The following is a 14,458-nucleotide window of genomic DNA, read 5'->3' as shown; positions in this document are numbered from 1 at the left end:
AGCAATCTCTGCGACTTACTTAAAAAAACCGCGATAAAACACTGACTTCAAATGCCATTTTCGATATATATCCCTGTTAATAGGTGAAGTTAATGTCATGTGACGAAATTTGACCTGATCATCAATAATCGATAACGTGCGGGGTTGGAACAACTACTATCCATCTCAGTTATTCGATAAACAATGTCAGGAAGACATTAAGAACTGCAGTCACTGCTTGGAGCAGTCGCAAGGGAGAATTGCAATGTCGCTGTATGATCCGATGCTGGAAAAAGACAACTGTGGCTTTGGTTTGATCGCCCATACCGAGGGCGAAGCTAGCCACAAACTTGTCCGCACAGCCATATCCGCACTAGACCGAATGACCCACCGAGGTGCCATCAATGCAGATGGTAAAACCGGTGATGGTTGTGGATTATTGCTTCAAAAACCCGATGCTTTTTTCCGCATCATTGCCGAAGAGAACGACTGGACGCTCAGTAAGCTCTATGGCGTGGGGATGATATTTCTAAGTAAAGACCCGGAAAAAGCCCAACGAGCAAAAGCGATTTTCGCCCGCGAAATTGAAGCAGAAACCCTGTCCATTGTGGGTTGGCGTGAAGTACCGACCAATCATGATGTACTGGGCGAAATTGCCCTCACCTCAGTGCCGACCATAGAACAAGTCTTTATTAATGGTCCTGCAGGCTGGCGCGCACGCGATTTAGAACGTCGCTTGTATATTGCCCGCCGCCGCGCTGAAAAAGCGATACAAGACGACAATGATTTTTATATCACAAGCCTTTCTACCCGTACGATCGTCTACAAAGGCCTGTGCATGCCAGCCGATCTACCAAGGTTCTACCTTGATCTTGCGGATCTCCGTTTAGAGTCTTCTATCTGCTTGTTCCACCAGCGTTTCTCAACAAACACGACGCCTCGATGGCCATTGGCTCAACCCTTTCGCTATTTGGCGCACAATGGTGAGATCAACACCATTGAAGGCAACAGACAGTGGGCTCGAGCACGTGCCTACAAATTTAAGTCACCACTTTTACCCGACCTTTCTGAAGCGGCGCCCTTTGTAAACGAAACAGGGTCTGACAGCTCAAGCCTCGATAACATGCTTGAGGTCTTCCTTGCTGGCGGCATGGATCTGTTCCGAGCGATGCGCATGCTCGTGCCGCCTGCTTGGCAAAACCACCCCGACATGCCAGAAGATCTGCGTGCCTTTTATGATTTCAACTCCATGCACATGGAGCCGTGGGATGGCCCAGCGGGTATCGTGATGTCAGATGGGCGCTATGCCGCCTGTAACCTTGATAGAAATGGCCTTCGACCGGCGCGCTATGTGGTGACCAAAGATAAATTGATCACCCTGGCATCAGAAGTCGGAATTTGGGATTATGCGCCTGATGAAGTGGCCGAAAAAGGCCGTGTTGGCCCTGGAGAGCTGCTTGTTATCGACACTTTTGAAGGTGAAGTTTGGCACTCCGCTGACATCGATAACGATCTCAAAAGTCGCCATCCTTACAAGGCTTGGCTAGATAAAAACGTTCGCCGTTTAACCCCATTTGAAGACATGGATCCCGCTGACCGAGCAGGTCAACGCGCCATGGAAGACGACGAATTACATATCTACCAAAAACTCTTTGGCGTTTCAGGCGAGGAACTCGATCAAGTATTGCGCGTTCTAGGTGACATAGGCCAAGAAGCCACAGGATCAATGGGCGATGACACACCAATGGCTGTGTTGTCTTCAAAATCGCGAAATGTGGCAGACTACTTCCGTCAAAAATTCGCCCAAGTAACCAACCCGCCAATCGACCCACTGCGTGAAAATCATGTTATGTCACTCGCGACCTCGATTGGCCGTGAGAAGAATGTGTTCTCAGAGACAGATGGCCACGCACATCGCGTTGCGTTTAAGAGCCCTGTGCTGCTCTATTCTGACATGGTGCAGCTACTTGAATTGGACGATGAATACTACCGCAACAGCATCATCGACATTAACTTCGATCCTGAAGAAAAAGACCTCCAACAAGCCATTGTAGAGATGTGCGATCAGGTTGAACGTGTCGTACAAGACGGTACTGTATTAGTCGTGCTCTCTGACCGTGGCATCGCAAAAAACAAACTGCCTATTCCAGCCGCAATGGCGGTCGGCGCGGCGCAACAACGTTTGGTCAATGCAAACCTGCGTTGCGATGCCAACATCGTGATAGAAACGGCATCGGCGCGTGACCCTCACCAATTCGCGGTATTGCTCGGATTTGGCGCAACGGCGGTTTATCCGTACTTGGCTTACGAATCAATTGGTAAAATGATCGAGAATAAGATCATCGACAAAACCATGGCAGATGCCCTGTTGAATTTCAGAAATGGTATTCAAAAAGGCCTGTTCAAAATCATGTCGAAGATGGGCATTTCCACCATCGCCTCCTACCGTTGCTCGCAGCTTTTCGAAGCCGTTGGTCTAAATGACAACATCGTTAATCTGTGTTTCAAAGGTGTTGCGAGCCGAATTCAGGGCGCTGACTTTGATGATTTCCAGCAAGACTTAGTCAATTTATCGCGCCAAGCATGGCTAAAGCGCAAGCCCATTGATAATGGTGGATTGCTGAAATACATGCATGGCGGCGAATACCATGCTTACAACCCAGACGTGGTCAATAACCTGCAAGCTGCGGTTAAATCTGGCGACAGCATCGATTACAAAACGTATGCCGATACCGTCAATAATCGCCCTGTGTCATCACTGCGCGATCTCATGCGTATCAAACCAGCTGACACGCCGACAGCACTTGACGACGTAGAGCCAGCGAACGAACTGTTTAAACGCTTTGACTCAGCAGCCATGTCTATTGGCGCACTAAGCCCTGAAGCACACGAAGCGCTTGCCATTGCCATGAACCGCCTTGGCGGCAATTCAAACTCTGGCGAAGGTGGTGAAGATCCTCGACGCTTTAACACGGAGCGTAATTCGCGGATCAAGCAAATTGCATCCGGCCGTTTTGGCGTCACACCGCATTACCTAACAAATGCCGATGTGCTTCAAATCAAAGTAGCGCAAGGCGCAAAGCCAGGTGAAGGAGGACAACTCCCCGGACACAAAGTCACCGCAGAAATTGCGCAATTGCGCCACTCGGTGCAAGGCGTGACGCTGATTTCGCCACCGCCACACCATGACATTTACTCAATCGAAGATTTGGCTCAGCTCATCTTCGATCTAAAGCAAGTCAACCCGAGTGCATTGGTTTCGGTGAAACTGGTTTCCGAACCCGGCGTCGGCACGATAGCAGTGGGTGTCGCAAAAGCTTACGCTGATTTGATCACCATCTCCGGCTATGACGGTGGCACAGGGGCAAGCCCACTGACATCGGTAAAATACGCGGGTAGTCCTTGGGAACTCGGCCTTGCTGAAACGCAACAAGCCTTGGTGGCGAATGGCCTTCGCCATAAAATACGCTTGCAAGTGGATGGCGGTTTAAAAACGGGATTAGACATTATCAAGGGCACCATTTTGGGTGCAGAAAGCTTTGGTTTTGGTACTGCGCCTATGGTCGCCTTAGGGTGTAAATACCTTCGTATTTGTCACCTTAATAATTGCGCGACAGGGGTTGCGACGCAAGATGACACCCTGCGCCGCGAATACTTCAAAGGGCTACCAGAACAAGTCATGAACTTCTTCAAAGGTCTTGGCGAAGAAGTCCGTGAATTGATGGCGCTGCTTGGGGTTGAAAAACTCACTGACCTTATCGGTCGCACCGATCTTCTTGAGGTGGTCGAAGGCTTTACAGCCAAGCAGCTCAAGCTTGATTTGAGCCATATTTTGGAAAGCCCAACGCCAGTAAAAGGCAAAACGGTGTACTGGAGCGAACCAAACCCACCGTTTGATAAAGCCATCCTCAACAAAACATTGGTTGAAACCTTTGCGGATTCAATCGAACGACGCCGACCTGCTAGCGCGTACCTGAACGTCAAAAACACTGACCGTTCAGTGGGTGCCACTTTGTCAGGAGCCATCGCCAAACGCTATGGCAACCAAGGCATGGCAGCAACACCACTGAACATTCAACTGCAAGGTACCGCAGGACAATCACTCGGCGTATGGAACGCTGGCGGTGTGAACATCACACTCACCGGGGATGCGAACGATTACGTGGGTAAAGGCATGGCTGGCGGCAAGATCGTCATTAAGCCGCCGATTGGATCCGCGTTTAAATCGCATCTATCCACCATCATTGGTAACACCTGTTTGTACGGTGCCACTGGCGGAAAATTGTTTGCCGCGGGAACCGCAGGTGAACGTTTTGCGGTGCGTAATTCTGGGGCGCTCGCCGTCGTGGAAGGTGCTGGCGACAATGCGTGTGAATACATGACCGGCGGTATCGTCGCGATTCTCGGCCACACTGGCGTGAACTTCGGTGCAGGCATGACGGGCGGCTTTGCGTATGTGTTAGATGAAACTGGCGATTTCGCAGGTCGCGTTAACCCTGAATTGGTTGAGGCCTTGTCTCTCGATAAATTAACCATTCATCAAGAACACCTCCGTGGTCTGATTGATCAACATCTGGAACTCACTGGCTCGTCTCGTGCTCAGGAAATTCTTGCGGATTTTGAACAATGGATCAGTAAATTTTATCTGGTGAAATCTAAAGCGGCAGACGTTCGTTCTCTGCTCGGTCACCAAAGCCGAAGTGCAGCTGAGCTGCGCGTTCAGGCACAATAACGGAGGATCTTATGAGCCAGAACGTATACCAATTTATTGATGTTCAGCGTATGGACCCGCGCAAAAAACCAATCAAAGCGCGTAAAACACAGTTTGTCGAAATTTATGAGCCCTTTACAGGCAAGCAAGCATCCGCGCAATCTGACCGCTGCTTAGATTGTGGTAACCCGTATTGCGAATGGAAATGTCCTGTTCACAACTACATTCCTCAATGGCTAAAACTGGCGAATGAAGGCCGTATTATTGAAGCGGTTGAACTGTCGCACCAAACCAACAGTTTGCCTGAGGTGTGTGGGCGAGTTTGCCCACAAGATCGCTTGTGTGAAGGATCTTGTACCCTGAATAATGACTTTGGTGCCGTCACCATCGGAAACGTCGAAAAATACATTACGGACAAAGCCTTCGAAATGGGCTGGAAACCGGACATGTCTGGCGTGGAATGGACAGACAAGAAAGTCGCCATCATTGGTGCCGCCCAGCAGGTCTTGCCTGCGCAGATGTGCTGGTAAGAAATGGTGTGAAGCCTGTTGTGTTTGATCGTTACCCAGAAATCGGGGGCTTGCTGACGTTCGGTATTCCGTCATTCAAACTAGAAAAAGACATCATGCGAAATCGTCAGCGCATCTTCTCCGACATGGGCGTCGAATTTCAGCTCAATACCGAAGTGGGTTCAGACGTGAGCATGGACACACTGCTGAAAGATTACGATGCCGTCTTCCTTGGCGTCGGCACGTACAAATCTCTGCGTGCAGGCCTTGCCAATGAAGATGCGCCAGGTGTCTACGACGCACTGCCGTTTCTGATTGCCAATACCTACCGAGTGATGGAACTTGAAGGCGATGCGCCTGAGTTTATCGACATGGCAGGGAAACAAGTTGTCGTACTGGGTGGCGGTGATACTGCCATGGACTGTGTGCGCACGTCTGTTCGACACGGGGCTAAAAGCGTGGTGTGTGCTTATCGCCGCGATGAGGAAAACATGCCAGGTTCACGTCGAGAAGTGAAGAATGCCAAAGAAGAAGGCGTAAACTTCATGTTCAACCTACAACCTCTGGGCCTTGAGTTGGACAGCAACGGTAAGGTTAACGGCGTCAACGTGGTGAAAACTCAACTCGGCGAACCTGATGCGGCGGGTCGCCGTCGTCCTGAACCGGTTGAAGGTAGCGAACACGTGCTGCCTGCCGATGCCGTCATCATGGCATTTGGCTTCCAGCCTCACCAAATGGCGTGGCTTGAACCGTTCAACGTCGACCTTGACCAATGGGGGCGCATTCAAGCGCCATCACAAAGCGCATTCCCTTACCAAACCACCAACAGCAAGATTTTTGCCGGTGGTGATGCAGTAAGAGGCTCAGATCTTGTCGTGACCGCCATCGATGAAGGACGAAAAGCTGCAGACGGGATTATGGACTTCCTCGAAGTCTAACTTTCAGCGAGTTTGAATCATCACTAAAAAGTGCTCGTAAGAGCACTTTTTTTTCGTCCGAATTTACCGCCATGTTACACTCAGGTCATTCCCAAAAACCGAACGAGAATGAACATGAAAATTGGTATTATCGGTGCCATGGAGCAGGAAGTGACCCTGCTGAAAAACCAAATCAACAACGGCCAACTACAAGAAATTGCGGGCTGCAAATTTTACACGGGTGACATGAACGGTGTTGATGTCGTGCTATTGCAATCAGGTATCGGCAAAGTCGCCGCCGCCGTTGGTACCTCTGTGCTGCTTGATCATTTCAAAGCGACGCTGGTTATCAATACGGGTTCAGCGGGCGGTTTTGATCCGTCGTTGAACTTGGGCGATGTTGTGATTTCTACCGACGTGGCTTACCACGATGCTGACGTGACTGCGTTTGGTTACACCATGGGTCAAATGGCTGGCCAGCCTGCCACGTTTACCTCTGATGCAGCATTGATGGATATAGCAGAACAAGCACTGGCAGCAATGAAGCCAGCGCCCCATGCGGTTCGTGGCCTCATCTGTACTGGTGATGCCTTTGTTTGCACCGCAGAGCGCCAAAACTACATCCGTGAACATTTCCCGAATGTCATTGCGGTAGAAATGGAAGCAGCCGCCATCGCGCAAGCTTGCCACCAGTTCAACGTCCCGTTTGTCGTGGTTCGCGCCATCTCTGATGTCGCAGACAAAGAATCACCAATGACGTTTGACGAATTCCTGCCACTGGCAGCGAAAAGCTCAAGCGCCATGGTTGAAAAAATGGTCGACTTGCTGAAAGCATAATGACCGAGCTCCCTACCCCGCTTGAGGCACTACTGGGATATTCCACGTTGCTTGCGATGTGGGGAGCATTGCTATTGCATTGGTTTTTCCCCATCCCAAGGGAGTTTAATCCCCTTTCTTTGTGGCGACAGGTAGCAACAGCCATTGCCGAAAAGGTAAACCACGCCGACGATCCCCCTTCTCAGCAACGTTTAGCCGGTGGCCTATCGCTTGCCATCATGTGGCTAACACTCGCCACACTGCTTATTGCCTTACAACAAATCGTCTGGGTACCTTGGCTGTTTGATTTGCTTTTGCTGTGGCTCTCTCTCAGTTGGAAACCCCTGACAGATACCGTGCTTGAACTTGAGGCGACCTTACTTCGCCAAGATAAACCCGGCGCGCGAACCTTGCTGGCAAAATCAATCAATCGTGACACGCAATCCCTGTCTCCTGTCGGCATTGCCAAAGCTGGATGTGAGACTTTGCTGATGGGTTATTCTCGCGGTTTGATTGGCATCCTCTTTTGGTACGCCATCAGTGGGGGTATTGCTGCGTTTCTATATACCTTAATTGTTCAACTTGCCCGCTGCTGGCCAACACGGCGTGGCGACTATGCGCAATTTGGTCTCGCAACGTCCGTCTTTCTCAGTGTTGTCGATGCTGTACCAGCCAGACTATTTGCCCTGCTCATCGCAATGGGTCATCGCTTTGAGCCTTCAGTTACCGCCATTAGGGAGCAAGGAAGAAGTTGGTCCGCAAATGGCGCTGGCTGGATACTGGCCGCATCAGGTGCCAAGTTTCAACTCGCACTCGGTGGCCCTGCCATATACGATGATGAAAAAATCTCGCGCCCGCGTATTGGCGGCGAAATCGCGCCTTCACCTTTGCATTTGGCCCTACTCAATCAACAGTTACGGCAAAAAGCCCTGCTGTGGATCCTGACTCAAAGCTTCCTTATGTGGTTCGCACACGGATTATTATGATGTTTCGCTATTTCGTCTTTTTGTTGTGCTTGCCCACCATAGTGCTAGCAGCTCCCCTTCGCGTTATTAGTTTGTCACCGCACACGACAGAGTTAGCCTTTGAAGCTGGCCTAGGAAAAAATCTTATTGCGGTCAGTGCACACAGCGACTACCCGCCACAAGCGCTAGCGTTGGAACAAGTCGCCAACTTTCGAGGTATTAACATAGAACGTGTGGTCACGCTAAAACCTGATTTAGTATTGGCATGGAAAGGCGGCAATCCAGATCGTGAATTGGCAAAGCTTGAGCGCTTAGGCATCGAGGTGTTCTATTCCAACCCCCACTCACTTTATGATGCAGCAGATAACATCGAAAAACTCGGTGAGTGGTCAACCAACCCAAGCCACGCAAAGGCTCGCGCTGACGAGGTTCGCAATGAATTAGTCGCCATAGAAGCCGCGCAAAAAGGTAAACCTCGCATCCCGTACTTTTATCAGCTGAGTGACTCCCCATTGATGACAAACAACGGTGATCATTGGCCTCAACCACTGTTTTCATTGTGTGGCGGCGAAAATATTTTCACCAACAGCGCTGCGCCCTATCCACAAGTGAGCATGGAACAGGTGATTGTCAGAAAGCCTAAAGCCATTTTTTACCCCTCAGCCAAGGCAATGCCATTGGGGGGCTGGGACAAGTGGGCTGATTTCATTCCCGCGGTCAAAAATAACAACATCTTTGCGATAAGTGGTGATTGGTTGAATCGCCCAACCCCACGCGCACTCAAGGCCGTAAAACAAATCTGTACCGCCTTTGATCAGGTAAGAAGCGATCTTGATCACTAATTCAAATTCTGGTTCACGAGCCGCGTAAACATCGGATTGCTCGATAAGGGTTTTCACGTACAATCGCGCGCGATTTACTGGCCAATGGCGATGAATATAAGGCCCTTCGTTTGATGCGATGTGCCTCACTTTGGGAATGGAACTGCGTACCATGCTTTTATATATATTGGACATATTTGGAACCGCGATATTTGCGATTTCAGGCGTTTTGCTGGCTGGCAAACTTCGGATGGACCCATTCGGCGTGGTTGTGCTCGCGATGGTTACCGCGATTGGCGGTGGCACCATTCGAGACATGGCGCTGGGCGCGACACCCGTATTTTGGGTCAATGCCCCTGAATATCTATGGGTTATTCTCGTGACCTGCATTTTGTCACTGCTGATCATCCGACACCCTCGCCGCTTGCCTTGGTACTTCTTGCCCGTTGCCGATGCCATCGGCCTTGCCGTGTTTGTTGCGATTGGCGTTGATAAGGCGCTGAGCTATGGCGCTTCACCGTTGGTTGCCGTCATTATGGGCGTAATAACTGGCTGCGGTGGCGGCATTATTCGCGATGTCTTAGCAAGAGAAGTCCCCATGGTGTTACGTACTGAAGTTTACGCAACCGCCTGTATTGCAGGAGGCGTGGTGCACACTCTTGCGCTGGCTGCTAACGCTGACGTTGAAGTCGCCTCGATCTCAGGCATGATCACCACCTTGTCGATTCGACTTGCCGCGATTCGCTGGCACCTTTCTCTGCCAACGTTTGCCATCGGCAAGTAACCCTTTACGTTCTGTTCAATGAAAAAACGCACGTCTTCCGACGTGCGTTTTTTTATACTCCTCGCAGTTAAGTAAACCATTTGCTTTACTTAATTATAATGACGGCTATTATGTAAACAAATAAGCTTACTTAATATAAAGCAGGAACTGATCATGAATAGCTATGTCGAACATGCCAACATCACCGTCAATAACCTCACCAACACCATCGCTTTTTTACGAACCGCCATGCCTGATTTCAAAGTGCGAGGAGAGGGCAGAGATGAACATTATGGTTGGTGTCACCTAGGTACTGACACCTCTTACATCGCGCTACAAGAGGTCGTCATTGATAAGCCTGTAGATCGAGTACCTTACCGTCAGCTTGGCGTTAATCACATTGGATTCGTCGTCGACGATGTCACGCTCGTCGCGGAAAAGCTAAAGGCGGCAGGCTTTGAAGAGGTGTCGTTTGAAAAAAGTCATCCTAGTCGAAAGCGGGCGTATTTCTTCGATACTGATGGCATTGAATGGGAGTTCATTGAATATCTAACTGATGCAATGGATAGCCGAAACGACTACGTGTTATAACGAAAAAGCAAAGGACTGCCGTTATGTATCAACCTCTCACATCAACAGGGCTTAAACTGATAAAGAAAAGCCATCGGTTTGCGCCCACCTTTGGACCTCGCCTGTCTAACCACCTACCGATGACCATCTTGGCAATGCAAAGGCTTGGTGCTTCCACCGACCAACTTAACGCAGAATATCAGCGCGCCTCTGATCATTTAGATCCACTAGGATATGCTCAAGGGGTTAGCTCTCCAACCTTGAGTAACAAGGAGCACAACGCCAATTTCGTGGAATATTACCGTCTCATGCAGCGTGAAATCGGGACAGAGGAAACCCTCAAGAAGACAATACCTTTTCTGCTACCTGGGATCTCTGCTGGCGCGTTTCATGGCGTGATACGTTTAGCATACGCCGTCGAGTTAGATGATATTGACGAGATCAGTCATGCCCTCGCTTACTGGTCATCAGGATACACGCCTCTAGTCGATCTTTCTTTCCGACAGGGCCTTACTGCAGAAGCAGACTTAAACCATGCACTTTCGCTGTTTCATGATCAAACCTATAAAGAAGGGATCATCATCGATCATGTCGAAGAACTGATCACTTTGCCAACCTATCAGATCATTGCTAGCCAGCCTAATTCATTGTCATTAGAGGAGGTCGCGCGCATCGTGTTAACCCAATTTTCCGCAAACAATGATTTTACCTTGCTACACGGCGTCACGGGTTTCCAAGCGCTCGTTTCTCTTTTTCCTTTCGTCGAGAATCAAGATCTTGCTCTGCATTATTTCTGGCAAGCCTATGTCGCAGCAGCTTGCACCGCAGCCTATCGAAAGCCCTATCAAGTTCTGCATTCAGAGGTTATTGCCAACTGGTCACATTGGTTCAAACAGGCACTGGAAACGGACAACGACCACACCATCAAACTAACTTACAGCTGTGCTCGTCTTTATGATCGCTTCAAGCTCCCTGAAGCTTTGTATGCGATCAAATACAGACTGGAGGCCAAATAATGAAAAATATCGCTATCGTCTATTTTTCACAAACAGGTACTACCGACATGATGGCGCAAGCCATTGCAAGTGGAGCTGAGAACAAAGGCGCACGCATTCTCGCTTACCGTATACAAGGGAAGGACATTCAAGAGGGCCGATTTAGAGACGCAGAACTGTTTGCTTCATTGCTCAACATGGATGCGATTATTTTTGGTTCACCGACCTACATGGGCGGTCCGGCAGCTCAATTTAAAGCATTTGCTGATGCCAGCAGTGAAACATGGTCTAAACAAGGATGGCACAACAAATTAGCCGCTGGTTTCACTATTGGTGGTAGCCCGTGTGGTGAGGTCCAGAGCACCGTGGAGTACTTTAATATTCTCGCCACTCAGCACAGCATGCTTTGGGTAGGAATGGATGCCCCTGATGGCTCAACTACTCTTAACTTCAATCGCTTAAACGCATCTATTGGAGCGATTTCTTTGTCTGAGGATAACAATGCATTGCACCCTGTGGACGTAAAAACGGCCATGAGATTAGGAGAGAGAGTGGCGGAGCTTCTCCCATAGAGGATACCCCTGCGGATACCTATCCCTTAGATAGAAAAAAGGCGCCATCAGGCGCCTTCTCAGTATTATCAATGACAACTTAAGCCAAGGTGATGCGGGCAAATTTGCGTTTACCTACTTGGTAAACTGAGGTGCCAGCAGCAGGAACCAGTTTGGTATCCTCAACTTTTTCACCGTCAATTTTCACCGCACCTTGGCGGATCATACGCATTGCATCAGACGTCGAACCCACTAGGTCAGCGTCTTTCAGAAGGTTTGCAATCGCTACGCCTTGCTCGAAAGAGAATTCAGCCATTTCTTCTGGCATCGCACCTTTTTGGAAACGATTGATGAATTCAGCTTCTGCTGCTTCTGCATCGGCTTCAGAGTGGAAGCGCGCAATGATTTCTTTTGCCAGTGAGATCTTCACATCGCGTGGATTCTTGCCGCCTTCGATGTCCGCTTTAAATTGTGCAATTTCCTCCAATGGACGGAAAGACAACAATTCGAAGTAGCTCCACATCAAATCGTCAGAGATCGACATGATTTTACCGAACATCTCGTTAGGCACATCGCTGATACCTATATAGTTGTGCGCAGATTTGGACATCTTCTTCACGCCGTCCAGACCCACCAGCAACGGCATGGTGATCACAACTTGCTGCGATTGACCATTTTGCTTTTGTAGCTCACGGCCCATCAGTAAGTTGAACTTCTGATCCGTACCACCCAATTCAACATCCGCTTCAAGCGCTACAGAGTCATAACCCTGCAGAAGCGGGTAAATGAACTCATGGATCGCGATTGGCTGGTTGTTGCTGTAACGTTTTTTAAAGTCATCACGCTCTAGCATACGTGCAACCGTTGAACTAGCTGCCAGACGGATCATACCGTCTGTGCCAAGCTTGCTCAGCCAGCTTGAGTTAAATTCGATGCGCGTCTTAGCAGGATCCAAAATTTTGAAAATCTGCTCTTTATACGTTTCTGCGTTGCTCAGCACTTGCTCACGAGTCAGCGGCGGACGCGTTGCGTTCTTGCCACTTGGATCACCAACCATCGCGGTATAATCACCGATCAGGAAGATAACTTCATGGCCCAGCTCTTGAAAGGCACGCAGTTTATTCATGATCACAGTGTGACCTAAGTGAATATCAGGTGCCGTCGGATCCGCACCCAACTTAATACGAAGAGGACGGTTCTCTTTCAATTTTGCAATTAACTCCCCTTCAGGAATTAATTCCTCAACACCACGCTTAATTTCGGCTAGCGCGGCTTCAATGCTCGCCATATTTTATCGCTCCCACAGAATCGGCATTTTTTCGTAAGCCGACATACTACTTGAATAGCGAAGGTTTTTGAAACCAGTTAAACTTAAAGCAAGCTAAAACGAATTCACCGCCCGCTTTGATTCCACAAGGAAGTTGGCAATAACGATGTGCATTCGATTAAATTCATCTTCCTTAATGACTGTTTCTTAATGCCTGTTAATAAAATTGCTGCGCTACCTCGGCTTCACCAAATGTTGATCATGGCTCTCAGTGCATGTGTTGTACTGCTCATTGCTATTCCTACTGAATCGCCAGCTCAACATCCTGACGCCAAATTTGAAGTCGGAAAACTCTATCCGATCCCACTTGAAACTTCGTCTTTGTTGCCACCTGAAGGTGACACACAACCTAACCTGTCATTTACACCACTTGAATGGCACAAATTTAAAGTGCAGGCAGGTGACAGCCTCGCGGTCATTTTTGATCGTGTGGGTATCAGTCCAACCACGCTTTATCGACTCATCAGCAGTGACAAGGGTACTAAGTCCCTAGCCTCACTGAAAGTTGGCGATGAAATCCACTTAGGCTTTGATGAAAATGGTTTGTTTACTCAGTTAGTCCAACCTAAGAATGCCAATGAAACATTGATTGTTAACCGCATTGGCAATGACTTTGCCTCCACGGTTGAAGAAAAAAACATTGATACTCAGATTAATTATGCGTCAGCCACCATTACCTCTAGTTTCTGGAATGCAGGGATCAGTGGTGGTTTAAGTGCCAATCAAATTATGGAGCTTGCCGGTCTTTTCGGCTGGGATATCGACTTTGCACTAGATATTCGCCAAGGGGATCATTTCTCGGTTCTTTACGAAGAGCAATTGGTGGAAGGTGAAATGATTGGGCGTGGGGATATTTTGGCCGCCACCTTCACCAATCAGGGTGAAACCTTCACGGCGATTCGCTCAAAGTCAGGTAAATACTATGACGAGAAAGGCCGAGCGATGCGCAAAGCCTTCCTTCGCTCACCGGTGAACTTTCGCTATGTCAGTTCCAACTTCAATCCCCGTCGACTTCACCCCGTAACAGGGAAAGTGAGATCTCACCGAGGTACAGATTATGTTGCGCCGGTAGGAACACCGATCTGGGCTGCTGGTGATGGCGTGGTGATGAAATCAGCATATAACAAGTTTAACGGTCATTATGTATTCATTCGCCACACTTCCACCTATATCACCAAGTATCTCCACCTTACCAAACGTTCGGTGAAAACGGGACAGCGAGTAAAGCAGGGACAAACCATCGGCACGTTAGGCGGCACAGGACGCGTAACTGGCCCCCATTTGCACTACGAATTTTTGGTTAATGGCGCACACAAAAACCCGCGCACCGTCAAACTGCCGCAGGCGCAGTCATTATCTGGAAGACAAAAGACGGCATTTATTTCTCTGGCGCAAGACCGATTGGCACAGCTAAATAAATTCAGCCAACTGCTGGCCTCTATTGGCACATTAGAACGTAGCTCTTCTTAGTTTTTATCAACAAAAAATAGAGTAACAAAAAAGCAGCGCCATTGCGCTGCTTTTTTTGTCCTAC

At 49.0% G+C, this 14,458-nt stretch carries 10 protein-coding genes and 1 pseudogene; 10 read left to right on the top strand and 1 reads right to left on the bottom strand.

What is annotated here, in order from left to right:
• Nucleotides 1-244 precede the first annotated feature (244 nt).
• From gltB to AC3CIC_RS02205, 9 genes and pseudogenes are all read left to right on the top strand, one after another.
• On the top strand, nucleotides 245-4,711 hold the full coding sequence (gene gltB, locus AC3CIC_RS02245; RefSeq protein WP_488515246.1) for a glutamate synthase large subunit: 4,467 nt from the start codon (nucleotides 245-247) through the stop codon (nucleotides 4,709-4,711).
• Nucleotides 4,712-4,722: 11 nt separating this feature from the next.
• Nucleotides 4,723-6,137 (top strand): annotated as a pseudogene (locus AC3CIC_RS02240) (FAD-dependent oxidoreductase).
• Between the two features lie 114 nt (nucleotides 6,138-6,251).
• Nucleotides 6,252-6,953, top strand: coding sequence for a 5'-methylthioadenosine/S-adenosylhomocysteine nucleosidase (mtnN, locus tag AC3CIC_RS02235; RefSeq protein WP_394211120.1), 702 nt, complete (start codon nucleotides 6,252-6,254; stop codon nucleotides 6,951-6,953).
• On the top strand, nucleotides 6,953-7,918 hold the full coding sequence (locus tag AC3CIC_RS02230; RefSeq protein WP_488515245.1) for a cobalamin biosynthesis family protein: 966 nt from the start codon (nucleotides 6,953-6,955) through the stop codon (nucleotides 7,916-7,918). Before mtnN ends, AC3CIC_RS02230 begins: the two co-directional genes overlap by 1 nt.
• Nucleotides 7,918-8,739, top strand: a complete 822-nt coding sequence (gene btuF / locus AC3CIC_RS02225; protein WP_016961742.1) for a vitamin B12 ABC transporter substrate-binding protein BtuF — start codon at nucleotides 7,918-7,920, stop codon at nucleotides 8,737-8,739. The genes AC3CIC_RS02230 and btuF overlap by 1 nt, the downstream gene beginning before the upstream one ends.
• Nucleotides 8,740-8,890: 151 nt before the next feature.
• Nucleotides 8,891-9,502, top strand: coding sequence for a TRIC cation channel family protein (locus AC3CIC_RS02220; RefSeq protein WP_016961744.1), 612 nt, complete (start codon nucleotides 8,891-8,893; stop codon nucleotides 9,500-9,502).
• Nucleotides 9,503-9,655: 153 nt separating this feature from the next.
• Nucleotides 9,656-10,072 carry a VOC family protein gene (locus tag AC3CIC_RS02215; protein ID WP_016961746.1) on the top strand — a complete coding sequence of 139 codons (417 nt, stop codon included), beginning with the start codon at nucleotides 9,656-9,658 and terminating at the stop codon, nucleotides 10,070-10,072.
• Nucleotides 10,073-10,095: 23 nt separating this feature from the next.
• Nucleotides 10,096-11,067 carry a questin oxidase family protein gene (locus AC3CIC_RS02210; protein WP_488515244.1) on the top strand — a complete coding sequence of 324 codons (972 nt, stop codon included), beginning with the start codon at nucleotides 10,096-10,098 and terminating at the stop codon, nucleotides 11,065-11,067.
• The gene (locus AC3CIC_RS02205) at nucleotides 11,067-11,618 is read left to right on the top strand and encodes a flavodoxin family protein (protein ID WP_488515243.1); all 552 of its coding nucleotides are present in this window, start codon (nucleotides 11,067-11,069) and stop codon (nucleotides 11,616-11,618) included. Before AC3CIC_RS02210 ends, AC3CIC_RS02205 begins: the two co-directional genes overlap by 1 nt.
• 79 nt (nucleotides 11,619-11,697) lie before the next feature.
• On the opposite strand, the gene tyrS is transcribed toward AC3CIC_RS02205, so the two are convergent.
• Nucleotides 11,698-12,885 carry a tyrosine--tRNA ligase gene (tyrS, locus tag AC3CIC_RS02200; RefSeq protein ID WP_488515242.1) on the bottom strand — a complete coding sequence of 396 codons (1,188 nt, stop codon included), beginning with the start codon at nucleotides 12,883-12,885 and terminating at the stop codon, nucleotides 11,698-11,700.
• A gap of 189 nt (nucleotides 12,886-13,074) precedes the next feature.
• Between tyrS and shyC the strand changes: the two genes are divergently transcribed.
• A complete protein-coding gene (gene shyC, locus AC3CIC_RS02195) occupies nucleotides 13,075-14,394 on the top strand; it encodes a peptidoglycan DD-endopeptidase ShyC (protein ID WP_488515241.1) in 1,320 nt (439 codons plus the stop codon).
• Nucleotides 14,395-14,458 lie beyond the last annotated feature (64 nt).

It is taken from the genome of Enterovibrio sp. QJM3NY_24, assembly GCF_057786035.1.
This window is presented reverse-complemented; position numbering and strand designations above follow the sequence as displayed.